At 40.4% G+C, this 26,642-nt stretch carries 27 protein-coding genes and 1 pseudogene; 18 read left to right on the forward strand and 10 right to left on the reverse strand.

Features of this window, described 5'->3' with window-relative positions; all coding sequences use genetic code 11:
• The first annotated feature begins 25 nt into the window (after positions 1-25).
• Both rng and ACNS8M_RS03605 read left to right on the forward strand, forming a co-directional pair.
• Complete coding sequence (rng, locus tag ACNS8M_RS03600) at positions 26-1,480, forward strand: ribonuclease G (protein ID WP_168419206.1); 1,455 nt, start codon at positions 26-28, stop codon at positions 1,478-1,480.
• A 133-nt stretch (positions 1,481-1,613) separates the two neighbouring features.
• Positions 1,614-1,784, forward strand: coding sequence for a PA1571 family protein (locus ACNS8M_RS03605; RefSeq protein ID WP_096901775.1), 171 nt, complete (start codon positions 1,614-1,616; stop codon positions 1,782-1,784).
• Positions 1,785-1,968: 184 nt separating this feature from the next.
• Here ACNS8M_RS03605 and ACNS8M_RS03610 read toward each other — a convergent pair whose 3' ends face one another.
• Positions 1,969-3,348, reverse strand: a complete 1,380-nt coding sequence (locus tag ACNS8M_RS03610; protein ID WP_419225143.1) for a WS/DGAT/MGAT family O-acyltransferase — start codon at positions 3,346-3,348, stop codon at positions 1,969-1,971.
• Between the two features lie 178 nt (positions 3,349-3,526).
• The gene (locus ACNS8M_RS03615) at positions 3,527-4,258 is read right to left on the reverse strand and encodes a phosphoadenylyl-sulfate reductase (RefSeq protein WP_131261538.1); all 732 of its coding nucleotides are present in this window, start codon (positions 4,256-4,258) and stop codon (positions 3,527-3,529) included.
• Between the two features lie 190 nt (positions 4,259-4,448).
• Here ACNS8M_RS03615 and thrH point away from each other — a divergent pair, with 190 nt between their 5' ends.
• Positions 4,449-5,066, forward strand: coding sequence for a bifunctional phosphoserine phosphatase/homoserine phosphotransferase ThrH (gene thrH, locus ACNS8M_RS03620; protein ID WP_131261537.1), 618 nt, complete (start codon positions 4,449-4,451; stop codon positions 5,064-5,066).
• Positions 5,067-5,139: 73 nt separating this feature from the next.
• Here thrH and ACNS8M_RS03625 read toward each other — a convergent pair whose 3' ends face one another.
• On the reverse strand, positions 5,140-6,264 hold the full coding sequence (locus ACNS8M_RS03625) for an OmpP1/FadL family transporter (protein WP_419225144.1): 1,125 nt from the start codon (positions 6,262-6,264) through the stop codon (positions 5,140-5,142).
• Between the two features lie 435 nt (positions 6,265-6,699).
• Between ACNS8M_RS03625 and ACNS8M_RS03630 the strand changes: the two genes are divergently transcribed.
• The 3 genes from ACNS8M_RS03630 to ACNS8M_RS03640 all read left to right on the forward strand — a co-directional run bounded on the left by ACNS8M_RS03630 (position 6,700) and on the right by ACNS8M_RS03640 (position 8,923).
• Positions 6,700-6,993, forward strand: a complete 294-nt coding sequence (locus tag ACNS8M_RS03630; protein ID WP_168460552.1) for a cold-shock protein — start codon at positions 6,700-6,702, stop codon at positions 6,991-6,993.
• Between the two features lie 79 nt (positions 6,994-7,072).
• Positions 7,073-7,654 (forward strand): cold shock domain-containing protein, encoded by a 582-nt coding sequence (locus ACNS8M_RS03635; protein WP_194557780.1) that lies wholly within the window; start codon positions 7,073-7,075, stop codon positions 7,652-7,654.
• A 117-nt stretch (positions 7,655-7,771) separates the two neighbouring features.
• Entirely contained in the window at positions 7,772-8,923 is a 1,152-nt protein-coding gene (locus ACNS8M_RS03640) for an IS4-like element ISAbe18 family transposase (protein ID WP_419225076.1), read from the forward strand.
• 44 nt (positions 8,924-8,967) lie between these two features.
• Here ACNS8M_RS03640 and gigC read toward each other — a convergent pair whose 3' ends face one another.
• Entirely contained in the window at positions 8,968-9,849 is an 882-nt protein-coding gene (gene gigC, locus ACNS8M_RS03645; protein ID WP_168419212.1) for a LysR family transcriptional regulator GigC, read from the reverse strand.
• An 85-nt stretch (positions 9,850-9,934) separates the two neighbouring features.
• On the opposite strand from gigC, the gene ACNS8M_RS03650 reads away from it, so the two are divergent.
• On the forward strand, positions 9,935-10,696 hold the full coding sequence (locus ACNS8M_RS03650) for a ferredoxin--NADP reductase (RefSeq protein ID WP_419225145.1): 762 nt from the start codon (positions 9,935-9,937) through the stop codon (positions 10,694-10,696).
• 7 nt (positions 10,697-10,703) lie between these two features.
• Entirely contained in the window at positions 10,704-11,360 is a 657-nt protein-coding gene (locus ACNS8M_RS03655; RefSeq protein WP_419225146.1) for a hypothetical protein, read from the forward strand.
• 99 nt (positions 11,361-11,459) lie between these two features.
• Here ACNS8M_RS03655 and ACNS8M_RS03660 read toward each other — a convergent pair whose 3' ends face one another.
• Positions 11,460-11,882 (reverse strand): hypothetical protein, encoded by a 423-nt coding sequence (locus ACNS8M_RS03660; protein WP_168419216.1) that lies wholly within the window; start codon positions 11,880-11,882, stop codon positions 11,460-11,462.
• A 206-nt stretch (positions 11,883-12,088) separates the two neighbouring features.
• Between ACNS8M_RS03660 and ACNS8M_RS03665 the strand changes: the two genes are divergently transcribed.
• The 4 genes from ACNS8M_RS03665 to ACNS8M_RS03680 all read left to right on the forward strand — a co-directional run bounded on the left by ACNS8M_RS03665 (position 12,089) and on the right by ACNS8M_RS03680 (position 14,993).
• The gene (locus ACNS8M_RS03665) at positions 12,089-12,367 is read left to right on the forward strand and encodes a hypothetical protein (RefSeq protein ID WP_168419217.1); all 279 of its coding nucleotides are present in this window, start codon (positions 12,089-12,091) and stop codon (positions 12,365-12,367) included.
• Between the two features lie 270 nt (positions 12,368-12,637).
• Entirely contained in the window at positions 12,638-14,368 is a 1,731-nt protein-coding gene (locus ACNS8M_RS03670; RefSeq protein WP_168460558.1) for a mechanosensitive ion channel, read from the forward strand.
• Positions 14,369-14,482: 114 nt separating this feature from the next.
• Positions 14,483-14,653: a hypothetical protein gene (locus ACNS8M_RS03675; RefSeq protein ID WP_168419219.1), complete on the forward strand. Its 171-nt coding sequence runs from the start codon at positions 14,483-14,485 to the stop codon at positions 14,651-14,653.
• A 172-nt stretch (positions 14,654-14,825) separates the two neighbouring features.
• Positions 14,826-14,993 (forward strand): hypothetical protein, encoded by a 168-nt coding sequence (locus tag ACNS8M_RS03680; protein WP_168419198.1) that lies wholly within the window; start codon positions 14,826-14,828, stop codon positions 14,991-14,993.
• A 154-nt stretch (positions 14,994-15,147) separates the two neighbouring features.
• Here ACNS8M_RS03680 and ACNS8M_RS03685 read toward each other — a convergent pair whose 3' ends face one another.
• On the reverse strand, positions 15,148-16,350 hold the full coding sequence (locus ACNS8M_RS03685) for an NAD(P)/FAD-dependent oxidoreductase (protein WP_419225147.1): 1,203 nt from the start codon (positions 16,348-16,350) through the stop codon (positions 15,148-15,150).
• 331 nt (positions 16,351-16,681) lie between these two features.
• Here ACNS8M_RS03685 and ACNS8M_RS03690 point away from each other — a divergent pair, with 331 nt between their 5' ends.
• Positions 16,682-17,191: a hypothetical protein gene (locus ACNS8M_RS03690; protein ID WP_419225148.1), complete on the forward strand. Its 510-nt coding sequence runs from the start codon at positions 16,682-16,684 to the stop codon at positions 17,189-17,191.
• Between the two features lie 9 nt (positions 17,192-17,200).
• Here the strand turns inward: ACNS8M_RS03690 and ACNS8M_RS03695 are convergent.
• Positions 17,201-18,291 (reverse strand): annotated as a pseudogene (locus ACNS8M_RS03695) (IS3 family transposase).
• Between the two features lie 72 nt (positions 18,292-18,363).
• Here ACNS8M_RS03695 and ACNS8M_RS03700 point away from each other — a divergent pair.
• Positions 18,364-18,492 (forward strand): hypothetical protein, encoded by a 129-nt coding sequence (locus ACNS8M_RS03700; RefSeq protein WP_419225149.1) that lies wholly within the window; start codon positions 18,364-18,366, stop codon positions 18,490-18,492.
• 21 nt (positions 18,493-18,513) lie between these two features.
• Here the strand turns inward: ACNS8M_RS03700 and ACNS8M_RS03705 are convergent, their stop codons facing one another.
• Complete coding sequence (locus ACNS8M_RS03705; RefSeq protein WP_419225150.1) at positions 18,514-19,848, reverse strand: ISNCY family transposase; 1,335 nt, start codon at positions 19,846-19,848, stop codon at positions 18,514-18,516.
• A 79-nt stretch (positions 19,849-19,927) separates the two neighbouring features.
• On the opposite strand from ACNS8M_RS03705, the gene ACNS8M_RS03710 reads away from it, so the two are divergent.
• Positions 19,928-20,182, forward strand: a complete 255-nt coding sequence (locus ACNS8M_RS03710) for a DUF4870 family protein (RefSeq protein ID WP_419225151.1) — start codon at positions 19,928-19,930, stop codon at positions 20,180-20,182.
• Between the two features lie 17 nt (positions 20,183-20,199).
• Here ACNS8M_RS03710 and ACNS8M_RS03715 read toward each other — a convergent pair whose 3' ends face one another.
• The gene (locus ACNS8M_RS03715; RefSeq protein WP_419225152.1) at positions 20,200-21,093 is read right to left on the reverse strand and encodes a 1-aminocyclopropane-1-carboxylate deaminase/D-cysteine desulfhydrase; all 894 of its coding nucleotides are present in this window, start codon (positions 21,091-21,093) and stop codon (positions 20,200-20,202) included.
• Between the two features lie 246 nt (positions 21,094-21,339).
• Between ACNS8M_RS03715 and ACNS8M_RS03720 the strand changes: the two genes are divergently transcribed.
• Positions 21,340-21,963, forward strand: a complete 624-nt coding sequence (locus ACNS8M_RS03720; protein WP_286429118.1) for a LysE family translocator — start codon at positions 21,340-21,342, stop codon at positions 21,961-21,963.
• Positions 21,964-22,212: 249 nt separating this feature from the next.
• On the opposite strand, the gene metG is transcribed toward ACNS8M_RS03720, so the two are convergent.
• Positions 22,213-24,273 (reverse strand): methionine--tRNA ligase, encoded by a 2,061-nt coding sequence (metG, locus tag ACNS8M_RS03725; protein WP_419225153.1) that lies wholly within the window; start codon positions 24,271-24,273, stop codon positions 22,213-22,215.
• 279 nt (positions 24,274-24,552) lie between these two features.
• On the opposite strand from metG, the gene apbC reads away from it, so the two are divergent.
• Complete coding sequence (gene apbC, locus ACNS8M_RS03730; RefSeq protein ID WP_168460569.1) at positions 24,553-25,812, forward strand: iron-sulfur cluster carrier protein ApbC; 1,260 nt, start codon at positions 24,553-24,555, stop codon at positions 25,810-25,812.
• 201 nt (positions 25,813-26,013) lie between these two features.
• Positions 26,014-26,583, forward strand: a complete 570-nt coding sequence (gene dcd / locus ACNS8M_RS03735; protein ID WP_004975507.1) for a dCTP deaminase — start codon at positions 26,014-26,016, stop codon at positions 26,581-26,583.
• Positions 26,584-26,642 lie beyond the last annotated feature (59 nt).

Raw genomic sequence — 26,642 nt, forward strand, 5'->3', positions numbered from 1 at the left:
TTTTTATAATGTTTTGAGTTTTATTATGTCTGACGAGTTGTTGATTAATGTCACACCGATGGAGTGTCGGGTGGCGTTAATTCAAAACGGCACGGTCAATGAATTATTCGTTGAACGTACTGCCAAGCGTGGTCTGGTGGGCAATATTTATAAAGGCAAAGTCGTGCGTGTGCTGCCAGGTATGCAAGCTGCTTTTGTCGATATTGGTTTATCACGTACTGCTTTTTTGCATATTAATGACATGATTTGGCCACGTAGCCAGCCAACACCCAATGTATTTGAGTTGTTGCAACCAGGGCAAATTCTCACGGTACAAGTCATGAAGGATATGCTGGGTACTAAAGGCGCCCGACTGAGTACTGATCTTTCCATTCCTTCGCGTTATTTGGTCTTAATGCCGTATGGCAGTCATATTGGCGTATCACAACGCATTGAGTCGAGCGAAGAGCGAGAGCGTCTGCGTGGCATCATAGAAAGCATTCAGGCAGAGCATAAACTTCCAGGCTCAGTGATTGTCCGTACAGCAGCCGAAGGGGTAGATGAAGCCGCTTTGGTGCAAGACATGTGCTATTTGGCAAAACTGTGGGAATACATTCAGCGTAAACAAATCAGTATTGCCGTACCCTCTTTAATTTTTGAAGAATTACCTTTACCACAACGCGTGATTCGTGATCTAGCCAATGACAATACCGCCAAAATTTATGTCGATTCACGTGAAATTCATGCCAAATTAAAAGAGTTTGTAGATGAATTTGTGCCGAATATGCACAATCGTCTGATTCATTATCCTGGCGAGCGGCCACTGTTCGATTTATACAATGTCGAAGAAGATATTCAAAAAGCTCTGCAAACCCGTGTGGCATTAAAGTCGGGCGGTTATCTGATGATTGATCAGACTGAAGCGATGACCACCATTGATGTGAATACAGGCTCTTATGTTGGTGGGCGGACTTTAGAAGACACCGTATTTAAAACCAATATGGAAGCCACGCAGGTAATTGCCCGCCAGTTACGTTTGCGTAATTTGGGTGGCATCATCATTATTGACTTCATTGATATGCAGGAAGTGCAGCACCGAGATGAAGTCTTGAGTCAGTTCGAGCGGATGCTTGAACGAGACCATGCCAAAACCAAAATTACCCAAGTGTCTGAATTGGGTTTGGTCGAAATGACCCGTAAACGCACCCGTGAATCTTTAGAACATTTACTGTGCGAAGCCTGTCCAACCTGTCAGGGGCGAGGATATGTCAAAACAGCTGAGTCAGTGTGTTACGAAATTTTTCGAGAAATTTTAAGATATGCCCGTGCATTTGAGTCACAACGTGGCTTTACTGTCGTTGCGCATCCATCGGTGATTGACCGATTGTTAACTGCCGAAGCGCCAGCAGTCGCGGATTTAGAGCATTTTGTTAGTCGTGTGATTAAATTTCAGGTGGAAAATTTATATACGCAAGAGCAATACGATATCATTCTGAGCTGAAATTGTAACAGGATATCACTAAACAGTTGTTACATCTGAAATTTTACTTTTTTGAGCGAATTCTCAATACTAAGCATACACAGTCAGTAGCCAAAACCGAACATCTCCCTCGGTTTAGCAAATGAGGTATGTCATGGGTATGAGTGAAGCAGTGATTAAAAAAAGTTTGAAAGTCTTAGATCGTAAAGTGACACATAACGGTTATATTTTGGATGAGCAAGGTAAAGAAACTCAAATTACCACAGCAATGATTAGCGCAGTTTGTCAGCAATTATTAAAACAGTGTCGTAGTATTCAAAAATAAGGGGCATAAATTGCCCCTTAATTGATTGTAAAATCTATCCTTAACTCATTTTATGCGTCGTATAACATATTGATGTTATATGAAATACAGGGTAAAAACCCACTCAAATCCATTCCGAATATTGGGAAAGCCCTTCAGGTTGAAGGTGAAGATTGAGTGAGTTTTAGCAAGCCTTATTCAAAGATCAATCTACAATTTTATTTACACCTTCAGGTGCATCAATAATCTGTTCAAAACGCTGAATTTCATCTTCCAAATGCTGCAATAAGTTTTGCATTTTCGGTAATGCATGACGACATGCGGTCAAACCAACTTCCAGCTTGTCTAAATAACTGGTCATAGTGATATTCAAAGCTTGTCCATCTAGCACAATTGAAGCAGGATAGAGCGCATCTAGCTTCGCACCATTCCAATATAAAGGCTCACGTGGGCCTGGCACGTTAGAAATGACCAAGTTAAAGGCCTGACGCTTTGGCATAATGCCAGACAAAATATTGATACCTGCAGCACCATATACAAAGGCACTGTAGTTCATAATTTGATTGGCATTCATACGCTTAAAACGCTGTTTAGCATTTTGTACACTGCGGCGCACAATTTTTAAACGTTCAAGCGGGTCTTCTTTGTGTGTGCCCAAGTTGGCTAAAATCATGGTGATGCGGTTAGAAACTTCTGAATCATCATCACGAATAGACGCAGGCACCATTGCAATCAGGGGTTTTTTCGGCAGTGCGTATTGACCAAGTAAGTACTCACGTAGCGCACCTGAACAGATTGCAAGAACAACATCATTGATGGTCACACCCAATGATTTGGCAATACGATGCAAACGTGCAAATTCAAAAGATTGAGCGGCAAAACGACGTGATGCGCTTACACGCTGATTGAGAATACTGCTTGGTGCTTGGAAGCTAGAAACATAGTCAGGGTTACGTCCCATATCTTTAGTAACAGTTTGTGATACTTCATAAACTGCGCGAGGGGTTGCTTCAACATGACCTTTGACCCCACCAAAAATTTTCTTTAAACGGCTCACTTTAGGTTCTTTTAGGCGTTTGGCGCGTGGCCCTTCAACACACCAAGGCGGAACAATGCTTTTTGCATTTTCATCGTGAGAGAGGGATTTTTCCACCAAACGCATCCCTGCAATACCATCCACCATGGCATGGTGAATTTTAAAGAACATTGCAAAGCGGTTGCCCTCAATACCTTCAATAATATGGCAAGTCCAGAGTGGTTTAGCACGATCAATCAGTGAGCTATGTTCTTGTGAAATATAGGTTAATAATTCACGAATACGCCCTGGTTTAGGCAAGGCAATATGACGGAAATGATGATCAAGATCGAATTCTTCATCTTCATCCCAAAATAAGCCATTCAGTTTGTTATTAAATGGTGCAATTGGCATAGACTTGGATTCACGTATGTCGGCAACTAAGTCTTGAATAAAAGTGGCTGGTGCATGTTCTGGAATTTGGAATAAGAATAATCCACCCACATGCATGGGCTGTTGACGTTTTTCGAGTGATAGGAAAATAAAATCAATAGGGTGTAATGGACGCATATTGTGGATTGCCTCACTGCAATTTCTACGCTTGTTCTTATCTGAACAAGGTTTTTAGAGTTATATAAGATTTAATTCAGTATATCTTTTTTATCAAACAAATATAGTGATTTTTGCGCCATCGCAAGTCAATAAAAATCACAGTAAAACTGTGATTTTTATTGTAGTAATAGATGTGTTATTTTAAATTTCCAGCATGTAGACCGCATTCTTTGTGCGTTGCTTCTTCCCACCACCAACGGCCTTCACGTTCATGTTGGTTCGGAAGAACAGGGCGGGTGCAAGGTTCACAGCCAATTGAAATAAAACCTTTTTCATGCAAACGATTGTATGGAATTTCCATCATGCGAATGTAATTCCACACGTCACTACTTGACCAGTTTGCCAGTGGATTGTATTTGATTAATTGCTTGTTAGGGCCTGAAAATCCTGCATCTGCTTGTACGACAGGAATATCTTGGCGTGTACCTGGACTTTGGTCTTTACGTTGACCTGTAATCCAGCCATCTAGTGTTGCCAGTTTTTTACGTAAAGGTTGAACTTTACGAATCCCACAACATTCTTGATGCCCATCTTCAAAAAAGCTAAATAAGCCTTTTTCTTGAACCAATTGTTGCACTGCTTCAGTTTCAGGAAAGCAAATTTCGATCTCAATATTATAATATTTGCGTACAGTTTCTAAAAATTGATAGGTTTCAGGATGCAAACGTCCTGTATCTAAACTAAATACACGAAATGGCACACCTAAATTGGATGCCATATCAATCAGCACTACATCCTCCGCACCTGAAAATGAAATCGCGACTTCGCCTTGCTGACTTAAGGCAAGTTTTAAAATGTCACTCGGTGATTTATCGGCATATTCAGTCGCGAGTGCATCAACAATGTCTATGGTGGGAATGGTGCGCATAAATCTTCCTGCAGTCGGCTTGAGGGCTAATCTTTGTTCTTGAGCGAATTATTTTAATGGAATTCCTAAAAAGGTCTTATCACTAAAAAATAAATGCTTATGAATGAAATAGATTTAAAAAAGAACAAGGCAAATACCAAATCTTCGGCTATGATAGGGAAAAATTTTTACAGGTATTTTGGGAGAACCCATGGAAATCGTATGTCTTGATCTTGAAGGTGTGTTAGTTCCAGAAATTTGGATTAACTTTGCTAAAAAAACTGGCATTAAAGAACTTGAAGCAACTACACGTGATATTCCTGACTACGATGTGTTGATGACCCAGCGTTTAAATATTCTAAAACAGCATGGCTTGGGTTTGAATGATATTCAAGCCGTGATTGCAGATATGGGACCATTCCCAGGTGCAAAAGAGTTTGTTGAATGGGTTAGCACTCACTTCCAATTGATTATTCTTTCAGATACGTTCTATGAATTTGCACATCCGTTGATGAAGCAATTGGGTTGGCCAACAATTTTCTGCCACAAGTTAGAATCAGATGAAAATGGCATGATTACCGCTTATAAATTGCGTCAACCTGATCAAAAACGTCAGGCTGTTAAAGCCTTACACGGTTTAAATTTCCGTGTAATTGCTGCAGGTGATTCATATAACGACACCACGATGCTAGGTGAAGCGGATCATGGTTTCTTATTTGATGCACCTGAAAATGTGATTGCAGAATTCCCACAATTTCCTGCAATTAATGGTTATGAAGCATTAAAAGAAGCAATTCGTGGTGCTTCTGTACGTGATATTCCAGCTTAATCTGAAGCTGAGTATAACAAAGGGCATCATTTGATGCCCTTTGTTATTTATGCGGTTTTAACAGTGCATTGATTTAGAAGCGGTAGCCGAATTTTAGACCATAACCCAAAGCATAGTTGTCTTCAAATTCACCAACGTCTGTTGTACCCGTACGTGCAGTGGCATCACCCAACCAAAAATATTTTACGCCAGCTTGAATAAAATAGTTTTCTGCTGGGATGTATTGACCACCTAAGCCAACGCTCCAATAACCTTCTGTTGGACCTAAAGTGGTGACAGGGTTACCCGCACCAGAGTCATAACCTACAGAAGCAGAACCAGACCAATGACTATTAAACTTGCGACCCACGCCTACGGTTGCAGACCATTGATCATCTGAATAGTCAATAAGGTTATTGCCAGAAGCTGCATTTAAAAACTTTGGTGTGACCGCAAATTGATCCCAATGTGCCCAACGGATATTGGCAAAAGCTAAAGTGTTGGCTGCAACACCTGTTTGAAAATCAATATTTACTGATTGCGGAGTTACAACTTCAGTGAGTGCATTTGGTCGTTGAATTGCACCAAACCCAAAAGTTTCAGTAGTATCAAGCTCATGTTTGATTTCTGAACGATAGGTAACCGCAGTTTTTAACGCGATTTCAGGAATTTGATAAGCAAAACCAGCAAGCCAACCGTATGCTTCATCTTCTTTTAAATTAATGTCGTAGCTGCCAAGTTTAGAAGCACCCCCGTACGCAAGTCCACGTAAAGATACTGTACCTTGTACGGTTTGATAAACAGGACCTGCGTAGAAATTCCAGTTTTCTGTAGGTTGGTAACCAATTAAAGCCGTGAGATTGTGTGTTTCAACTTCTACTTGGGTTGCTTCACCATTCGCGGCAAAAACTGGATTATTTGAAGGGTAGAGAGATTCGGCGCCAAATGGTTGGTCATATAAAAGACCTATAGAAATGTGTTCAGTTGCTTGTACTTTAATCGCAGCAGAAGGGAAATAATAATCTTCTGCCATATCCTTTACTTTCAATTGATTAGATTGAACTTTGGGATCTAAAATTGAAATACCAGCTTCTGCATAATTACCCGGTTGTAAAAATGCAGCAATAGATTGACCAGAACGGTCTAAACCAGCAGCAAGCGCAGGTGTAAGTGGGAGAGTACTAAGTAAAATAGCCGAATAGATTTTATTGAGCTTCATGGTCGTTCCCTGATGCTTTATGTAACAAAAAGTGCAGGAAAAGTAACATATTTAAAAAAAGAGTAAATGCTCAACTTCGCAGAATATATGAACTGAATAAGTTATAAATCGCAGTTGATTAGAGTAAACGTACTATTTTTAGGTCTTAAGTAAATGAATTTTATCAATTATTTAATTTTATATTGGGCAGGTGTACAAGGTTTTAATTGTTCTAAATTTGAACATTTGGTTAACACTTGTATAAAAAGTGGAGTAATTTTTTCCTTTAAGTGGTCGCTATTCTTTTAAATTAAATGTATTCGATTATTAATGCAGTCATTATGTTGTCAGATCAAAGGTTTTTAGCGTCAATTTATTTAAGAGCTATGAACTTTTTGGATTTACGCAACAGATCTAATATACTTAAACAAAGCGCATCCAGCAAAAGGTCAAGCCATGAAATCTGAACAATATCAAGGGAAAATCAAGCAATACAATGCCGAAAAAGGCTACGGTTTTATTGCCGCACCTGAAGGCGAAGTATTTTTTCATATTTCAGATTTTCCTGCAGCAGAGGCTGAACCAAAGCGCAATGACCGAGTAAAGTTTAATGTGGTTCAAAATGGAGATCGCTATAAAGCGATTAACATTGAACCTGTAGAAGATAAATCCAAAAAAGCAAAAAAAGCCAAAGCAGTGGCTGTGAATACTTCAATTACTTCGGCATTGTTATCCAATCTGAAGCGTTAAGTTTTGCTGCTATAAAAAAGAGGCTTTTTAGTCTCTTTTTTTGTACAATAATTAAAAATTTACGTGAAAAGAGTAATTTATGTTTTTAGAAGGGAAAATAAAAACTTATAACGAAGAACGAGGCTTTGGTTTTATTCAAATAGAAGGAGAACCTAAAGATTTGTTTTTTCATATTAAAGATATTCCCAATAAAAATATTCCACTAAAAGTGGGAGAAAATCTAAAATTTCGTAAAGTAGAAGAAAATGGCAAGTTCAAAGCAGATAATATTGTCCGTTTAGATATTAAGGTTGCAGTCGAAAGGCATACACCTCAATCAAGGGCAATTCATACGACAAAGCAGAATCATAAAAGACAGCAGAAGTCTGAAAATAACTCATCCAATTTTGTTACTTATATTGGTATATTGATTATATTCGGCTTGGCTTATGCAGTATTTAATAAGTATCAAGCTTGGCAAAATAGTCTGCCCGAAGCTTTATCAGTACAAAAAGCAGTAGAAGTTCCAGTTGTCGAACAGAACTTTACTTGTGATGGGCGTGAGCACTGTAGTCAAATGACGTCATACGAAGAAGCGTTATTTTTTATACGAAATTGTCCAAATACTAAAATGGACGGTGATGGTGACGGCATACCATGTGAGAGTCAGTTTAATCGCTAAAAAAAGAGTACCTTGATCGGCACTGCTGTCCCATAGTTTGCTTTAAATAAAAAAACCTGAGTCCTAACAGTTAAAATATGAGTGCAAACAAACACTTTAACGACCAGGATTCAGGTTTTGTCACATCAGAATACCGTATTTCATGAGCTAATTAAACCTGTTGTGCGACAGGATTTTGAACAACTTGCTAAAGTACACCATGTTGGACAGAAATTTAGAGCGGCTTCCCGGTGGGATCAGTTTATTGCCATATTGATGTCTCAATTCTCTTGTAGGCAAAGTCTGAGAGATATTCAATCCAATTTGGAGTGCCAACAGGAAAAGCTAAGTCATCTCGGAGCAAAGTCTATTCCCCGAAGCACGCTGGCACGAATCAATGAGCAGCAGCCTGCTACCTTGTATCAACAGCTATTTTACAAGTTGCTTAAATACTATGAACACTCAAAAGTAGCTCATAAATTTCGCTTTAAGAATCCCTTGTATTCCTTGGATGCCAGTCATATTGACCTGTCGCTTTCCTTATGTGAATGGGCCAAAGTTCACGACTCAAAAGCCAGCATGAAACTCAGTATAGGATTGAATCACAGCAATGATATTCCTGAGTTTGTTGCAGTTGAAAATGGCAAAGAAAATGACATGGTACAAGGCCGCAAATTCCAGTTTCCTGCTGGCAGCATTGTAGTTTTTGATAAAGGCTATGTCGATTACCAATGGTATGCAAATCTGACTGCTCAAAACATTGGATTTGTCACACGTTTTAGGCCTAAATCTGTGTATCAGGTGATCCAGCAACATCCAGTGCTTGAATCCAAAGGTATTCTAAAAGATGAAACCATTCAGCTAAATAGCGCACATGCCCTAAAAAGAAAAGCCCCAGTGTTAAGAAGAATTGAATATAGAGATCAGCAAAGTGGCAAGCACTTTAGCTTTCTCAGCAATAACTTTCATTTAGCCGCCTCCACCATTGCGGCGATTTATAAAGATCGTTGGAAAGTTGAGCTGTTCTTTAAGGCGATTAAGCAGAATCTCAAATTAAAAGCGTTTCTAGGCCGCAGCAGGAACGCAATTCAGACACAAATCTGGATTGCGATGATCGCCTATTTATTGGTGAGTTTCGCTCGACATTTAGGAAAAACAGGTTGGACAGTTCAACGTTTACTCAGAATAATTCAAGTGAATTTGTTTGAAAGAAGAGCTTTAAAAGCTTTATTTTCACCCGATAAAATACCCATAAAACAAGAGGAAGCTCAAATGAGCTTCCTCTTGTGAAAAATTGTGGGACAGCAATGCCTTGATCGGTACTCTTGTGTGAACTATTTCGCTTCACAAAACTTCATAAATGCTTTTAGGCCAGGCCCTTGATATTTCTGACGATGTACTAACATGAACAGTGGGCGAGTGAGTTGCCAAAATGGCGTATCTAAAATCACCAATTGACCTTTCTCAAGCAAAGGCTCAATTGCCAGTCGTGAAATACAAGACATACCAATGCCACCTGCGACAATTTTTAAAATCGCTTCGTTATGCCCCAAGGTCAAACGAATATTGGCATCAGGCAAATCTTTTAAAATCGCATTGTCAAAAACTTCACGTGTGCCTGAGCCTTCTTCACGTAAAATCCATTCAGCATCTTCAAAATCTGCTGTGGTTAAGGCACGCTTAAGTTGTGCTAAAGGATGTGTTGGCGCACAGCACACGGCAAGTTCATCATCACGCCAGTGAATACATTGTAATTGTGGTAAATGACATGAGCCTTCAATCAGTGCTAAATCGAGCTGAAACTGATTGACGGCTTCAATCATTTGGCGTGTGTTGCCTACTTGTAACTGTAAATGTGCCTGTGGCTGAATTTGCAAAAAGTCTGCCATTAAATCTGGCATTAAATAGTCACTAATGGTCAGGGTTGCGCCCAAACGCAAATCGATACTTTGGAGTTCGCCTTTGGCTGCCTGTTCAAAGGCTTCACAGCGTCCTAAAATTTCTAAGGCCTGAGGTAATAAAAAACGACCTAAATCGTTAAGTTGTAAACGCTTACCTAAGCGGTCAAATAGTGGAGCGCCTAAACCATCTTCCAAATCTGCTAAGGCCATACTTGCAGCACTTTGGGTCAGTTTAACTGCATCACTGGCTTTGGTTACGGTCCCTTCCTGGGCAACTGCTACAAAAACCGCCAACTGGCGTAAAGTCATGCGCATGAATCAAGCCTTAACATTTAAAAAATATTAATAAATTATCCTGACATGCTAACATGAGCACAGTCTTTCACGCCACGTTCAAATCATGTCAATTGAAAAATTTACTTTAGAAAAAGTGCTTTCGGTGCATCGTTGGACCGATACCTTGTTTAGTTTTACCATAACTCGCCCTGCACATTTCAAATTTACTGCAGGACAGTTTGCACGTATTGGTTTAAAAGTGGGCGATGAATTGGTGGTGCGCGCTTATTCTGTGGTGTCATCACCTTTTGATGAAACCTTGGAGTTTTTCTCAATTGTTGTGCCAGAGGGTGCATTCACCTCGAACTTGCAACATTTGCAAGTGGGTGATGAGTTATATTTAGAAAAAATACCTTACGGTTTTTTAACTTTGGCACGTTACCAACTGCCTACGCCACAGGATTTATGGCTGCTTGCAACGGGTACAGGTCTTGCACCATTTTTATCAATGCTACAAGACTTTGAAACTTGGTCGAAATATCAAAATATTTACTTGGTTTATAGTGTGCGAACCGAATCTGAACTGGCCTATGTCGATATAATTCACCAGATTGCCGAAACTTTTGGGGAAGGACACTCAGGTTTTAAATTTATTCCCATTATCACCCGTGATCCGAATGCAGCGCTCAATGAACGCTTACCTGTGTTGATCGCCAACGGTGCTTTGGAAAAAGCCGCAGGGGCAATGTTGAATCCTGCAAGTAGTCATGTGATGTTATGCGGTAACCCTGCAATGGTCGATGACACTAAAGAAGCTTTAAAAGCACGAGGTTTGACCATGAATCGCCGTGGGGAAGGTAATATTGCCGTAGAAAACTATTGGTAAGGCTGTGATGCAATTCTTTAAATATATCGCATGTGCAGGACTGATATGGACTGCTGCAAGTGCTGCGCAGTCTGCAACTGTAGAAACACAGGTAGCGCTACAGGGTAAAACCCTAATTTATGATGGACCACTGAGCGCGGAAGTCAATACACGTGCAGCAGAACTCTTAAAGCAATCAGGTCAGGTTGATACACTGAAAATCAATAGCCGTGGTGGTGAAATTGGTTTAGGAATGGACTTGGGCAATTTGGTCTATGACCATCAACTGAATGTTGAAGTCGGGCAGTATTGCTTTTCTTCATGTGCCAATTATGTTTTCCCTGCGGGAAAAGTGAAATATTTAAACTTACGTAGTCAGCTCGGTTGGCATGGCGGTAGTTTGCAAAAAATGCAAATTGAAAGTGCGGAAATGGAGCAAATATATAACGAGTACATTGGCCCAATTCGTGCGAAAGAAAAGGCTTTTTTTCAGAAAATTAAAGTGCAGCAAGCATCCACAATTGCAGGGCAAGCGCCACAGTATGATGAATTTGAGCACTGTGTAGGTTGGCGCTATACGCGTGAAAAAATGCGAAGCTTTGGTATAGATCAGGTGCGTTATAAACAATGGCTATGGTTGCCTAAAGCGAGCTTTGAAAATAAGTGTATTTTCACCATTCGCTAAAACATGGTTGTTCAAGTTATTTCATCATCTACAAAAAACCTCATCTACTGTTTGGCAGATGAGGTTTTTTGATATTTGTGTGGCTCAACTTTAAAAAAATTAATGCACAAACATATCCATATATTCACGGATTTCCTGAATTGCGCTGTCTACATCGCTGCTGAGCCAAGTTGGTTCAAAAAAACCAGCATAATGTTCTAAACGCTCTTGCGGTACGACCAAGCGCACAGGACATTCTTCTTCCAGCATGCGCCATGGCAAAATTGGCACATCATTGTCCAAAAAGGCAGCAATGTTGCGAATATCAATAATCATGGCATTGATGCAATCTGGAAAAGGCATCACCGAAAATTCTTCAGTACGACGTCGGAAATATTCCAAATCGCTCCATTTTAAGAGATAGCTTGGTTTACTAAATTCAATAATACCAATCAGATGCCCATCACGGGTATAGTGCAAGGCACATTGATGAGTGACGTCAGTGTCAAGATCAAGCGATACACTTTGTTGACGATACGCCATAAAGCTTTAAATACACAAAAAACGGGCCATGATTATAGCGCATTTCCACACTTGAGGCAGATTTGTCTGCATGGGGTGATGAGTGAGTATCGGTACTTCACATTTATTACATCTATTCACCATCTCACTATGCTTTGTGACACAAAGCATTGCAGCAGCTTGTTAGTATAAAAATTCACCAGATAAATATTTTAAGTGAGGGGAACATGCCACATGATTTTAATAAACCACCTCATGTAAGTTCCACTGAGGAAATCACCCGTAAAAAACGTATTCCAGTGTTTATGCTGATATTGGTGGGTATTTTTTTATTGGCATTGCTGATTTACATGATGGCGGACCGCAAACCGAGTCCAAGTGATGCACCGCCTGGGCATCCTAATCCTGAAGTTCAACAAGCGACACCCAATAGTACAACAACAGGTACAGCAGGGGATGAAGCTCGAGCAGTGGACAGTGATACTGCCACCGCAACTGATCAGTAGCGATGAGTTACATGAGTTGAAAAAACAGACCCATAGCATTGAAGCCTTGCATTATGCAGGGCTTTTTTGTGGGTTTTCGCAAGTTTTATTGACACTCCTTTGTAGAATTGTTGCGATTCTGCATCCCAAGGTTGAATAAAAAATATGCAAATTCTATGGTGAATAGAGCTTTACTCAATAATTTGAATCGATAAAAAGCAGTTTTACGCTGCGGGACAGTTGCAAATGGTCCTTAGAAAATCAGCGTAATCACCATGAGGACTATAGACGATGAATGATTATTTTAATGGGAACCTACATGGTAGAGGTTTTGATGCCATGTATTATTGGGAGCAATTTCAGCCGATTCTGGCGGCTGTTGCAATATTGCTTGTAGGATGGATTGTGGCATTACTCGTGGCTGGGGGCGTTAAAAAAGTCCTGCAAAAAATGGGTACAGATCAGAAGCTGGCACATGCAACGGGACATCGTTCAAATATTGAAGTGATTGTGTCGCGGGTCATCTTCTGGGTTATTTTAATTATTGCGGTTATTGGTGCGCTCAATGTACTGAATCTGACCAGTGTCAGCGGCCCATTCAGTAATATGATTCAGCAGTTCTTGCTGTTTATACCTTCATTATTGGCAGCGGTTGCTGTGGGTTTTATTGGCTGGATTTTAGCGAATTTAGTCAGAGTTGGCATGCAAAAGCTGTTGGCACGCACTCAACTGGATGAAAAACTCAGTTCTGATGTGGGCGTGAGTGGCTTAAGCCAAAATATTAGTGAAATTGTCTATTGGTTGATTTTATTGCTGTTCTTGCCAATCGTACTTTCGATTTTAGGCTTAAACGGTTTGCTCTTCCCTGTGCAAAATATGGTGAATGAAGTTGTACTTTATTTACCGAATATTTTCATAGCCGGCGTGATTGTTTTTGTGGGCTATATTCTTGCAAAAATTGTACGTGGCATTGTGGAAGGTTTATTGGCAAGCCTGAATGTACAGCAGCATGCTGAAAAAGTGGGCATCTTTAAAAATTCAAATTTACCTAAATTGCTAGGTTCATTTGTTTTTGCCTTAGTTATTATCACAGCTTTAATCATTGGTTTTGAAGCACTCGGCATAGAAGCTATTTCGCAACCTGCAACAGCCATGTTGTATGAAATTATGAATGCGATTCCGCATATTATTGCTGCGGGTCTGATTCTTATTTTAGCCTATGTGGTGTCACGCTTTGTTGCCAATATTGTGGTAGAAGTGGTTGCAGGTACAGGTGTAGATGAAATTCCTGCCAAACTTGACCTACAACGTTTTTTAGGCACAACTAAAATTTCATGCGTGGTCGGTTATCTGATTGTGTTCTTTACCATGTTGTTTGCTGTATCTGAAGCAGCAAATCGCTTGGGCTTTGAGCAAGTCAGTGGCTTGATTGCCATGTTCATCCAGTTTGGTGCCGACATTCTGTTGGGTGCTGTTATTCTGGTAATTGGCTTCTGGCTAGCAAATTTGGTGGCCAAAGTGGTACAACGTGGCGAATATAATAGCTCACGTTGGTTAGCGAACTTGGTCCGTATTCTCATTATGGGCTTAGTGGTGGCGATGGGCTTACGTGCGATGGGTATTGCTGACTCTATCGTGAACTTGGCCTTTGGCTTAACTTTAGGTGCGGTAGCTGTGGCTTTTGCTTTGGCTTTCGGTCTAGGTGGTCGTCAACCTGCAGAGCGTGTCTTAACTGATTTGATTGATAAAGCCAAACGAGAGGCGAATCAACCAAATCCATTGCGTGAAACAGAAGTACAAAACGCAGCGCCATCTACAACTGTAATGACACCGATGGCAACGCAAGCACAAAGTACTGTAGCTGATAATGATACCGCTGCACCTGCTGAAGCTGCCACAGATCATGCGGTGCCAGACAGTTTGAAAGTTGATCCAGAACATCCAGCTGTAAATAAACCTTTTGGTTCTACAGGTGAAGCAGAACCTGATGTGGATCAAACACCAAATAATGACCCGAAATAACCTGTTCAGCAGTTTCGTTGAATGATTAAGATCGATCAGACCCGTGCTGGTCGATCTTTGTTTTATGGATGGATTTCCCTGAATAGAAAAAATAGGTTGATACAGGAGTGCAGCATGTCAAAACAAGCACCTAATAAATTCTTTGCACCGATTGTGATTGCAGGTATTACCATAGGCTTTTTTGTTGCTGCTTATAAATTTGTTTTTGCCAAACCGGAAGCACCAGAAAAACCAACTGAAAATATTGAGAAAAATCATCTAAAAGAGGATAGACCAAGCTCTTAAATTATGTTAAAAATTAATCAAATTTGGCTAGGATTGGCTAAATAAAATGAATGAAAGTTCATGAGCAAAAGAAGCTTAAAAAGGTGAGATGAGGGATAAGGTCTAAATAAAAAATTCAGTTTTAACTGAGTTGAAATATTTAAGTCTTACAATTCGCGTAAGGATGACAATAATGAGAGAAATCAACATGCTAAATAAGTTACGTAGTACTTTGAAGCCTCAATTTTCGGCAAAATTACCACTGCATCAACAAAATGCTGTGGCAAAAATGCAACAAGCGGAAGCACGCTTAGCGAATACGCCAAAATTGGTATTATTCCGTACAGATTATCTTGAATAATCATGGATACTTGATCTAAATTTTAAGTTTAAAAAGCCAGTTCATATTGAACTGGCTTTTTTGCTATTTACTGAATTTTTGTCTTGAAATAGATTAACTTAATACAATTCAAATAGTGAATATCTCATAGGTTCAAATGTTTCGATGTATGCGTTTAGACATATTCTGAAGCGGCATGCGCAGATGACCATGCCCATTGAAAGTTATAGCCACCTAAATGTCCTGTCACATCTAAAACTTCACCAACAAAATATAGGCCTTTTTGTTTTTTACTTTCCATGGTTTTTGAAGACACCTCTTGAGTATCTACGCCACCTAAAGTGACTTCGGCTGTGCGGTAACCTTCTGTACCCGATGGTTTGACTTCAAAGGCATTTAAACGCGCTGCAATGTGTTCAAGTTTTTCATCACTGATATTTCCAATTGCTGTTTCAGAAAGCTCTGACCAAATCAGTTGCTGTAATTCGGTTACTACACTTTTAGGTAGGAGTTCAGTCAATAAAGTGCGCAGTAAAACTTTCGCCTGAGTTTGTTTTTTCGTTTTTAGAAAATCATAGAGTTCTAAATAGGGCAAAAAGTTAATTTTAAAGCTTTGACCGACATCCCAGTAATTGGAAAGCTGTAAAGCACTTGGCCCGCTCAAACCACGGTGGGTAAATAATAAGGCTTCGGTAAAACTATTCAGTGAGTTTGATAAGGTTGCATCTACAGCATTACCACTTAAACGCGTGGTGACTTCTTTAAAGCTGTCTGAGAATGTAAAAGGCACTAAACCTGCACGAGTTGGATAAACATGATGGCCAAATTGTTTGGCAATTTCATAACCGATGCCTGAACCACCAAGGGTAGGAATAGATAAACCTCCTGTAGCCACCACCACTGAAGTGGCCTGAAAGTAGCCTAGAGTTGTGGCAACCTGAAAGCCCTGATCATCCACAGCATTCACGGCTTTGACTTCAGCATTGGTTTTAATATCGACTAAGGCCGTTTTTTCACATTCTGCCAATAGCATGGCTAAAATTTCTTTGGCGCCGTTTAAGGTAAATAATTGCCCATGTTTGCGTTCTTCATATTCAATGCCGTATTCACAGACTAAGCCAATAAAATCCCAATTGGTATAACGGGTTAATGCTGAAATCACAAAGTGTGGATTATGTGAAATGTAGTGGTTGGGTTCGACCTCTAAATTGGTGAAATTACATTTTCCACCACCTGACATTAGAATTTTTTTACCCACTTTATTGGCTTTTTCCAGCACTAATACCTTGCGACCACGCTGTGCAGCCATGTAGGCGGTCATCAGCCCTGATGCGCCCGCGCCTAATACCAAAACATCATATTGATTTGCAGTTGCCATGTCGCACCGAGAGAAAATGAAAGCGGACTATTATAGACTTTATCGTTTGAGGATGTCGCATTTTCAATACTGAAATGCGTTTGGAACGTGAGTATTGCCTATAAAACATGAAATGATTATCAATTAAATAGATCACTGTCGTGATGTAGACACTTTACGTGGAGATGGTGGTAATTTGTGCAATAAGGTTTTGTTTATGTGATGGGGTTGTTTTAAAAACTAGATAAAAAAAACAGTAATTTATAGTTGATTAATTGTGTTTGCTTCTCCAAAGTAAATTTTATTTTTTGACATGTTTGTTGTGTCGTGACTGTGTTTCTTGGGGAAATTTATGAATAAAACACGTTTAAGCCTTGCTGTGATTTTAAGTATAGGTCTAGCAGGGTGTGGCGGCGGCGGTGATTCTGTATCTACAGAAGTAAATCCTGCCAACCCAACACCAGCACCTTCTCATCCAATTCAGCCTACACCCCCACAAGATGCAAGCCTAGCCAAAAAATTAATCAATGAAATTCGCCTTGCAGATGTGGCAACAGAATTCACAGCGCAAACTTTTGGTTTTGAAAGCTGGACACCACGTGCGATGGTGGTACATCAAGATATTATGTATATTGCGAACGATGGTGGCCAAGCCAGCATTTTACGTTATGACTTAAAATCTAAAAGAGCCCTCAGTACAATTCATGCACAGAATATTCCAAGTCTAGGACAAGCTTGGAACCGTTTACTGGATTTGCATGTGCATAATAATCGCTTGTATGCGACCTCTTATTCATCAAATCGGGTAGATGTTTTTGATATTGGCTCGGGTGGTAATCCTCCCATAAATAACCGAAGTTAAAAGTAGAGGTTAAGCAGCCATTAGAGGTGGCTTTCCTTTGTTAGCTTGATGTGGTCTTTCATGGTTGTAATGCCACAACCAGTTTGTTGCATAATCTTTTACTTCATCCAAAGTATCAAATAAATGCTTGCTCAGCCAACTATAACGTATGGTCAGATTATAGCGTTCAATATACGCATTCTGCTGTGGCTTACCCGGTTGAATATATTCAATACGAATACCGTGCTCAGTAGCCCAGCGCACAAATTCGTGACTGATAAATTCGGGACCATTATCGCATCGGATCACTAACGGTTTTTCTCTCCACTCCAGCAATTGATTCAACGTACGAATAACCCTGATTGTGGGCAATGAGAACCCTGCTTCAATGGCTAGGCCTTCGCGGCGGTAATCATCAATCACATTCAATAATCGAAACTTGCGACCATCGGAAAGCTGATCATGCATAAAATCTAATGACCAAACCTGATTTTCTCGGATTGGTTCTTTCAATGGTTCAGGCGCATGCCGTTTTAGTCTTCTTCTCGGTTTAATACGCAGATTCAGTGCCAACTCACAGTAAATGCGGTAAACCCGCTTGTGATTCCAGCAGCAACTCTCAACATGCCGTAAATACGAGAAGCACAAACCAAAGCCCCAATCGGAATTTTCCTCAGTGAGTTCAATGAGCTGTTCAGCAATGAGTGCATTGTCATCGCTGAGTTTGGCTTGATAGCGGTAGCAGGTTTCACTAATGCCAAATGCTTTACAAGCCAAACGAATACTAATGGCATGCTGGGCAACTGCCTGTTGTGCCATCTTACGCCGGCAAGATGGCTTTACCCTTGCGCAGCAGTGCTGCTCATTGCCATCGCTTCCTGGATGATTTCGGCCTTTAATCGCTCTTCCGCATACATCTTTTTAAGTCTGGTATTTTCGGCTTCTAGCTCTTTCAGTCGAGCCATTAATGATGTATCCATACCACCATATTTGGCACGCCATTTATAAAAGGTAGCATTACTCATGCCGTGTTCACGGCAAAGGGTCGCTACAGGTGTGCCAGATTCTGCCTGTTTCAAGATGGACATGATCTGACTGTCAGTAAATTTAGATGTTTTCATGCAGAATCTCCTGCTCGTATCTTAAGAGAAAATTCTACTTTTAGATCCTATTATTTTTAGGGGGGATTACCGATGACACAAACAATTGAATTAAATCAACTGAAACAATATAACCTGATTACCTATATTCTATATTTGGTTGGTTTTGTCGTAGGTATTACAGGTTTATGTTATTCACCAATTAAAATGTCTATGCGATAAACCATTTAAAATGTCCTGTTTTTAACTGCAAGAGTCAAGAACAGGATTTAAATTTCTTTGTTCAATAACAGCTTTCTGAGCTTTACGACTCGGCATACTTTTCTTGAGGCGGGAACGTTTATTTTGTTTTTCCAACTCTTCATGCTGTTGCTGGATATGCGCCAGAACTGAGCCTAATCTTTTATTCTCAACAATCTCATTTTGCTGTAGCCCAGCCAATTTATTGAAGATGCTGTAATTGAGCTTTCGGCCTTCGTGCATGATGGCTACAGTGCCATCCGGGTACTCCAGAAATGAAATGTATTGCCCAACAAGTTTGTGATTCAGTGCTGTTGGCTCAAGCATATAAATACACTTGTCATAAGTGATGGTCAGGTTCTTCGTGACCTTACGCGGTTCCTGCCAAGTAAAAATATCCTCCAGCTCAGCATCAGATTCGGTTAATGGTCGATGTAAATTCTTTGAGTTTCGCGCACATTTGGCGAACTTCTGATTGAACTGCTCAATAAAGCAGGGCAGCCAGGCATTTGCTTCGGCAATCGAACTGATACCCTCCAGGCGCATCTCCTTGATCAGACGGTCCTGAAGTGTCCTGTTGGCACGTTCCACACGTCCTTTTGCTTGTGGTGAGTTGGCAAAGATAATATCAATGTTTAACTCATTCAGAATCCGCCCAAATTGCGTGATCTTGCTGTCCTGGCTCGATTTCTGATTCACTCGGAAGACCGAGTGTTTATCGCTATAAAAGGCCAGAGGCTTGCCGTATTGCTCAATGTAGGCTCTAGTCGAAAGCATATAATCGAAGGTCGTTTCCGCCTCACAGAAGCGCAGATGCAACAGCTTTCCAGTGGCATCATCGATATACACCAATAAACAGCACTTAGCAGCGCGTCCTTCGAACCAGTCATGATATGAGCCATCAATCTGGATCAGCTCACCGAAGCAATCCCGGTTATAACGTGGCTGATATGGACGTTTAAGGCGCTTGGGTCGCGGAATCCAGAGGTCATTTGCAGTCATCCAGCGCCGAAGCGTTTCTACCGGGATATCTAGGTCAAACATGCTGCTGAGCTTCTCATGGGCCAAGGTGGGTCCAAATCCAAGCAGATGTTCAGAAATAATGGAAAGACATTTTGATTTTAATAAATCATCATGGCGACGATGACCTGGTTGACCACGACTGGCATGTGCCATACCTGAGACACCATCTTGATTGAGCTTTTGTAATAACCGGGTAATTTGACGGGTTGAAAGATTGAGGATTTCAGCACCACGGACCTGGGTAATACGATGATCTCGAACGTCTTGCAGAACTGCAAGTCGTTGAATTTCTTTGTCAGACATAGTGATCAGCATCTATATTTATATCCAGTCCATGGTGATAAAAACCATCATAAACTAGACATTTTTATTGGTGAGAATATAGACACTTTAAATGGGTTCTAACAGTTTAATTGCGATTATTATGAACTATGTTAAACGTAATGAAATGCGTGGTACGAGGTTAGAAAGCCATGTGGATTGGCAAATTAAAACCTTTTGGTACAGCCTGATTGGTTATATTGTCGGCTTTCTATTAACTGCAGTTTTGATCGGTTATTTCATTATTTTAGTGGTATTTATTTGGCATGTTTATCGTTTAATTAAAGGTCTGATTGCCTTGAATGATAATAAACCTATTCAGGCTTAAATTATCAGATAAACAGGTTATTCAGCTGTTTGGTTTAAATCAGGTAGGTCAATGTGTCTACCTTGTAAACCACCCGTATGAATTAGCAAAATACGTTCACCTGCATTGAATTCGCCACGTTGTATCATGCTACTTAATCCAAAAAGCATTTTTCCTGTATAAATTTGCTCGAGTGGAATTGCCTGTTCTTTTTCAAACGCTCGAATAAAGGCCAGTAATTCAGGCGTGGTTTTGGCATAGCCACCACAGCAAAATTCATCGGTAATTTGCCAATTTTTTTTGCTGGTGAGTTGTTGTACTTCCTGTGTTAAAAAATTACCTTTGAGTGCGGAAAAACCCAGAATTTTTTGATGGGGAAGGCTCGCTTCAATTAAACCTGCAAGGGTTCCCCCTGTACCGACAGCACAGCAAATTAGATCAAACTGGTGTAGATCATCTGCGGTTAGAATTTCCTGACAGCCTTGAGTTGCAAGTCTATTGCTGCCACCCTCAGGAATAATATAAGTATTCGGATAAGACTGTTGTAACTGCTGCAAAAATTCAGCTTGGTTTTTTTGACGATAGCGCTCGCGTGAAACAAACTCAAATTGCATCCCCATTTGTTGCGCTAAATTTAAAGTTGGATTTAAAGCACGGTTCGCCAATTCTTGTCCACGAATGATCCCAATACTTTTCCAGCCAAAAAGCTGTGCTGTATAGGCAGTTGCTGCAATATGATTAGAATACGCACCGCCAAAAGTCAGCACTTGCTGATAACCTTCGGCTTGTGCTGCCAAAAAATTGTATTTTAATTTATAGAATTTATTACCCGAAATGTGAGGATGCACCAAATCTAGCCGTTTAATCCAAAGTTCACGACCATGAACATAAATGCGTTGTAATGGAATTTCTTGGGCGATGGCATCAAACATAAACAAGGCTGGAAAAAATGACTTGCTATTATAATCAGCAGATTTGATAAAAAGACATCAACAATAGAACTAGGCTATTTGTCTTTATGGATTGATCGGATTGCTGATGGCGGACTTGATGATAGTGTGCTTGAATTTTCAGCATTTTATTCATATTGTTGATTTAAAAAATATACCAAATAGTACAAATAAAAAGAGAAAAACCGTAAAATAGCCAAATTGATTGAGTTTGGTTGGGTGTTGGTTTTGGAGTCTTTACTTATTTTAGGGTCAATTGCAGCGGCATTAATGCTCGGTGCGATGAGTCCGGGGCCAACCTTTATTTATGTGGCAAAAAACTCAATTGCTATTTCACGTAAACATGGCTTGTTTACTGCTTTGGGTACAGGCACAGGCGCTGCAATTTTTGGTTTATTGGCTGTTTTAGGCTTGCAGGCAATTTTATTGGCTGTACCTTCAGCTTATTTAGTAATGAAAATTTGTGGTGGCTTATATCTGTTGTTTTTGGCTTATAAAATTGTGAAGCATGCCAAAGCACCTATTCAAACTAATCTTGCGCATGGGCAACAAATGTCGCTGCGCCGTGCGTTTACCACTGGTTTAATTACGCAGTTATCTAACCCTAAAATTGCAATTGTCTTGGCCAGTATTTTTACCGCTTTATTGCCCAAGGAAATTCCAACCTATTTTTATGTGGTACTGCCAATTTTGTGTTTCTTTATTGATGCAGGGTGGTGCTCATTGGTGGCAGTGGCATTATCTGCAGAAAAGCCACGTCAGGCATATATTAAATTTAAGGCCGTATTTGACCGTATTGCAGGGGCAGTGATGACAGTTTTGGGCTTAAAGTTAATTTTTGGGATGAAGTGATTTAAAGCAGATGGTTTGATCTGTTTTTCCCTAGATTTGGTTTTTAAAGTAAGTTAATGCCTACATCTTAAATCAGAGTATAGGGCGGTGGTACAACACATCCTCTCCCTAACCCTCTCCTAAAAGGAGAGGGAACATCCCAATATTCATTTAATAATGGATTCTCCCTCTCCCTAAGGGAGAGGGGCGGGGTGAGGGAAACAAAAAAGCCCCTACATCAGTAGAGGCTTTTTATCTAAGATCGAAATCTTAAGACACTTTATCCCCCGGTTTAGCACCCGATTCTGCTGAAATAACAAAGACACCTTCACCATTTCCTGCAGCAAGTACCATCCCGTTAGAAATACCAAAACGCATCTTACGTGGAGCAAGGTTAGCGACCATTACCACCAATTTGCCTTTTAAATCTTCAGGTGCATAAAATTCACGGATACCGCTAAACACGTTACGAGGTTCAGCTTCACCAACATTTAAAGTCAGTTGAAGAAGCTTATCAGAACCTTCAACAGTTGCAGCATCTAAAACTTCTGCAACACGTAAATCGACTTTCAGAAAGTCTTCAATTCCAATGATTTCTGCTTCACCTACTTTTGGCTCTGCTTTTTTCTGTTTGGCTTTTTCCTTTTTCTTTTCAGCTTTTGGTGCTTCAGCAGGAGCAGCAGCTAAAGAATCCTTAGATGCATCTACCATAGCCGCCACAGCTTTCGGGTCTACACGTTGCATGAGTGGTTGGAATAGTGCAATTTCATGCGCCACTAAAATCTGTTGGCGTGATGCAAAATCGAAGCTATCCAGTTTTAAGAAATCTTGTACTTGTGCTGCAAGCGTTGGCAACACAGGACTTAAGTAAATGGCCAATTGACGGAACAGGTTAATCCCTACAGAACATACATCATGTACTTGCTGTTCTTCACCTTCAATTTTGGCTAAAGCCCAAGGCTTTTTCTCATCAATATATTGGTTGGCTTTATCGGCCAATGCCATAATTTCACGAATAGCAGTAGAAAATTCACGCGCTTCGTATGCTTGAGCAATTGAGTCGCCTGCATCAATAAAACTTTGTACCAGTTCAGGCTCTGCACAGGCATTAGACAATTTATTGTCAAATTTGGTGTTGATGAATTTGGCACAACGGCTAGCAATATTCACCACTTTACCTACAAGATCAGAGTTTACTTTCTGAACAAAATCATCCAGATTTAAGTCAGAATCTTCAACTTTGTCAGATAGTTTAGATGCGAAGTAATAGCGTAAATATTCAGGGTTTAAATGCTGTAAATAGGTTTCTGCTTTAATAAATGTACCGCGAGATTTCGACATTTTTTGACCATTGACAGTCAAGAAACCGTTTACGAATAAACCTGTTGGTGTGCGATAACCCGCACCATCTAACATTGCAGGCCAAAATAGGGCGTGGAAATAGACAATGTCTTTACCAATGAAGTGATACACCTCTTTGTCTGAGTCTTTTTTCCAGTAATCTTCAAAATTTAAGTCAGGGCGTTTGGTTTTAACGTAGTTTTCAAAACTCGACATATAGCCAATTGGCGCATCTACCCAGACATAGAAATATTTGTTTGGTGCATCTGGAATTTCAAAACCAAAATAGGGTGCATCACGTGAAATATCCCAGTCGTTTAAACCATTTTCAAACCATTCATCTAATTTGTTGGCAATTGAAACAGGCAAGCGACCTTCATCACGGGTCCATTTTTGCAGGTACTCACCAAAATTTGGCAATTTAAAGAAATAGTGATCTGACGATTTTTCTACAGGCGTCGCACCGCTCAAGGTAGATTTCGGATCAATCAGCTCAGTTGCGTTATAGGTTGTGCCGCAGACTTCGCAAGAATCACCATATTGATCTTCCGCTTTACATTTTGGGCATGTGCCTTTAATGAAACGGTCAGATAAGAACATGCCTTTTTCAGGGTCAAATAATTGCGTGACAGGACGAACGGCAATATTGCCTGCATCACGGTTTTTGACATAAATTTCACTGGCACGTGCGCGGTTGGTATCGCTATGCGTTGAATCATAATGATCAAAATGCACACCAAACCCATCAAAATCACGAATATGTTCTTGCTGCACATTGGCAATTTGCTGTTCAGGGCTAATCCCGTTGGCTTCAGCACGCAGCATGATTGCTGTACCATGCGCATCATCCGCACAGACATAAGTCACGTCATGTCCCATTGCACGCATGGCGCGAACCCAGATATCTGCCTGGATATAACCGAGTAAGTGACCCATATGGATCGGACCATTGGCGTATGGTAGGGCGTTGGTGACTAAAATTTGACGCACGGATATCACTCTCTCAAATATGGATGATGCAATTCGGGCAATTTTACCTTAGATAGCCTATAGATGCACAAGGGATTCCATGAATTCTTTTCAAATCCATTTACAACACCAAACACAATGCATAAACAAGAACTTAGTCTGAGTTTGAGTAAAAATAAGACAAAAAACCAAGTTACTCAATCGGAATTAAATATTTTCAGCTACAGCATGGCTTAACCTTGTACCGAATTATCGTTACACTATCAGAATCGCGGTATTTCCAAACTTTGGAGTAAATCTATGTCTTGGCTTTCTTCACTTAAATCGGTTTTTTCACCATCTCAGTCGGTGAATGAAGAAGCGATTCAGCAGATTTTGCAAAGTTACGTGCTGCCACATTCTCAGCAGTTGTTAAAAGATCGGATTTCCCAAGTGAATGTGCAGGGTGAAATTTTACAAATCACCATCAATACGTATCCTGAAGAAAAATCACATTTACAACAAATACATGATGAATTGGCCGATGCTTTGGAAAAATGTGGCATTAAAGAATTGAATATGCATGTGATTCAGCAAAAAACGGGTCAAGCAAAGCAAGAAAGCTGTGGTCATCAACATGCTGAGGGAGAAAGCTGTTCATCATCTACTCAAGCTCAGACTGCATCTTCTAATTTACCACCAGTGGTCGATGCTGCGGGTCAAAGCTCAGTGCAAGAAGCAGATCCGAATAATCCACCTATTCAAAAAGCTGCACCACAACAGCGTGATGTGCCAAAACATCCACGTATTCAAAACGTGATTTTGGTGTCATCAGGCAAAGGTGGGGTAGGAAAATCCACCACGACAGTGAATTTGGCCTTAGCATTGCAAGAATTAGGCTTAAAAGTTGGGGTATTGGATGCTGATATTTATGGCCCAAGCATTCCTACCATGCTGGGTAATGCGGGCAAAACCCCTATGATTGAGGCCGAGCAGTTTGTTCCATTAGATGCTTTTGGTATGCCAGTTTTATCCATCGGACATTTAACGGGTGATCATAATACACCTGTGGCATGGCGTGGGCCCAAAGCGACTGGCGCATTAATGCAGCTTTTTAATCAGACCTTATGGCCTGATTTGGATGTGCTGATGATTGATATGCCGCCAGGCACGGGTGATATTCAATTGACTCTGGCGCAGCGTATTCCAGTAACGGGTGCAGTCATTGTGACGACACCGCAAAATGTTGCATTAATGGATGCCGTGAAAGGGATTGAACTGTTTAATCGGGTGCAAATTCCTGTTATGGGCGTGATTGAGAATATGTCGACGCATATCTGCTCAAACTGTGGCTATGAAGAGCAAATTTTTGGTCAGGGCGGTGGCGATAAACTGGCAGAACAATATGACATTCCGTTGCTAGGACGTTTGCCTTTAAATGTGAGTATTCGTGAAAATGTCGATGCGGGCACGCCGTCTGTAATTGCTGGCGATGATGCTGCAGACAGTTATATTGCGATTGCCCAACAGATAGCAAAAAAACTGCCTAAAGCTGAAAAAGATCATAATCGTATTTTTTAAGTGCGAATTGAAAAATAACAGTTATTGTTGCCTTATAAGTATTTCAATAGCTAGAAGCTACTTAGGATTAGTGTGCCTGTAAATGGGAAATGGCGGAAATTTAAATTATCTTGGCGCTTTAAAAGTAGCTAGTTTTCATTAATCTGGTTTTCAGTTAAAGTACAGCACAGTTTAAACATTCATATTTTGGATAGAAAATAAATGGCAATTAAGTCTGATCGTTGGATTCGCGAAATGAGCGAAAAACACGGCATGATTGAACCGTATGCTGAAAACCAAGTGCGTTTTGACGAAAATGGCGAAAAACTCATCTCTTATGGGGTGTCTAGCTACGGTTATGACGTGCGCTGTGCGCGTGAATTTAAAGTCTTTACCAATGTTCACTCAGCAATTGTTGATCCAAAAAACTTTGATGAAAAAAGTTTTATCGATATTGAATCAGACGTGTGCATCATTCCGCCAAACTCTTTTGCTTTAGCGCGTACTGTTGAATATTTCCGTATTCCGCGTAATGTCTTGACGGTGTGTTTGGGTAAGTCGACCTATGCGCGTTGCGGTATTATTGTCAATGTCACTCCGTTAGAACCTGAGTGGGAAGGGCATGTCACCTTAGAATTCTCTAATACGACTAATTTGCCTGCACGTATTTACGCTGGCGAAGGCGTGGCGCAAATGCTATTTTTTGAATCAGATGAAGTTTGTGAAACCTCGTACAAAGACCGTGGTGGTAAGTATCAGGGGCAAACAGGTGTGACTTTACCTAAAGCATAACTGATAGACTAATTCAGATTAAAAGAAAGCGAGCCGAAAGGTTCGCTTTTTTCATTCAT

Origin of the sequence: Acinetobacter sp. A2, from assembly GCF_048537555.1 — a bacterium.
In the GTDB taxonomy this organism is placed as follows: Bacteria; Pseudomonadota; Gammaproteobacteria; order Pseudomonadales; family Moraxellaceae; genus Acinetobacter.

Excerpts from the sequence above, each read along its gene's own strand:
- ACNS8M_RS03660 (WP_168419216.1), bottom strand. The coding sequence starts at position 11,882 with ATGGCGTATCGTCAACAAAGTGTATCGCTTGATCTTGACACTGACGTC.
- ACNS8M_RS03680 (WP_168419198.1), top strand. The coding sequence starts at position 14,826 with ATGAGAGAAATCAACATGCTAAATAAGTTACGTAGTACTTTGAAGCCT.
- ACNS8M_RS03715 (WP_419225152.1), bottom strand. The coding sequence starts at position 21,093 with ATGTTTGATGCCATCGCCCAAGAAATTCCATTACAACGCATTTATGTT.
- dcd (WP_004975507.1), top strand. The coding sequence starts at position 26,014 with ATGGCAATTAAGTCTGATCGTTGGATTCGCGAAATGAGCGAAAAACAC.
- thrH (WP_131261537.1), top strand. The coding sequence starts at position 4,449 with ATGGAAATCGTATGTCTTGATCTTGAAGGTGTGTTAGTTCCAGAAATT.
- ACNS8M_RS03650 (WP_419225145.1), top strand. The coding sequence starts at position 9,935 with ATGTCAATTGAAAAATTTACTTTAGAAAAAGTGCTTTCGGTGCATCGT.
- ACNS8M_RS03605 (WP_096901775.1), top strand. The coding sequence starts at position 1,614 with ATGGGTATGAGTGAAGCAGTGATTAAAAAAAGTTTGAAAGTCTTAGAT.
- ACNS8M_RS03630 (WP_168460552.1), top strand. The coding sequence starts at position 6,700 with ATGAAATCTGAACAATATCAAGGGAAAATCAAGCAATACAATGCCGAA.
- ACNS8M_RS03635 (WP_194557780.1), top strand. The coding sequence starts at position 7,073 with ATGTTTTTAGAAGGGAAAATAAAAACTTATAACGAAGAACGAGGCTTT.
- ACNS8M_RS03610 (WP_419225143.1), bottom strand. The coding sequence starts at position 3,348 with ATGCGTCCATTACACCCTATTGATTTTATTTTCCTATCACTCGAAAAA.
- ACNS8M_RS03675 (WP_168419219.1), top strand. The coding sequence starts at position 14,483 with ATGTCAAAACAAGCACCTAATAAATTCTTTGCACCGATTGTGATTGCA.
- rng (WP_168419206.1), top strand. The coding sequence starts at position 26 with ATGTCTGACGAGTTGTTGATTAATGTCACACCGATGGAGTGTCGGGTG.
- ACNS8M_RS03690 (WP_419225148.1), top strand. The coding sequence starts at position 16,682 with ATGAATAAAACACGTTTAAGCCTTGCTGTGATTTTAAGTATAGGTCTA.
- ACNS8M_RS03700 (WP_419225149.1), top strand. The coding sequence starts at position 18,364 with ATGACACAAACAATTGAATTAAATCAACTGAAACAATATAACCTGATT.
- ACNS8M_RS03705 (WP_419225150.1), bottom strand. The coding sequence starts at position 19,848 with ATGCTGATCACTATGTCTGACAAAGAAATTCAACGACTTGCAGTTCTG.
- ACNS8M_RS03665 (WP_168419217.1), top strand. The coding sequence starts at position 12,089 with ATGCCACATGATTTTAATAAACCACCTCATGTAAGTTCCACTGAGGAA.
- ACNS8M_RS03685 (WP_419225147.1), bottom strand. The coding sequence starts at position 16,350 with ATGGCAACTGCAAATCAATATGATGTTTTGGTATTAGGCGCGGGCGCA.
- apbC (WP_168460569.1), top strand. The coding sequence starts at position 24,553 with ATGTCTTGGCTTTCTTCACTTAAATCGGTTTTTTCACCATCTCAGTCG.
- ACNS8M_RS03655 (WP_419225146.1), top strand. The coding sequence starts at position 10,704 with ATGCAATTCTTTAAATATATCGCATGTGCAGGACTGATATGGACTGCT.
- ACNS8M_RS03615 (WP_131261538.1), bottom strand. The coding sequence starts at position 4,258 with ATGCGCACCATTCCCACCATAGACATTGTTGATGCACTCGCGACTGAA.
- ACNS8M_RS03625 (WP_419225144.1), bottom strand. The coding sequence starts at position 6,264 with ATGAAGCTCAATAAAATCTATTCGGCTATTTTACTTAGTACTCTCCCA.
- ACNS8M_RS03710 (WP_419225151.1), top strand. The coding sequence starts at position 19,928 with ATGGGTTCTAACAGTTTAATTGCGATTATTATGAACTATGTTAAACGT.
- ACNS8M_RS03670 (WP_168460558.1), top strand. The coding sequence starts at position 12,638 with ATGAATGATTATTTTAATGGGAACCTACATGGTAGAGGTTTTGATGCC.
- gigC (WP_168419212.1), bottom strand. The coding sequence starts at position 9,849 with ATGCGCATGACTTTACGCCAGTTGGCGGTTTTTGTAGCAGTTGCCCAG.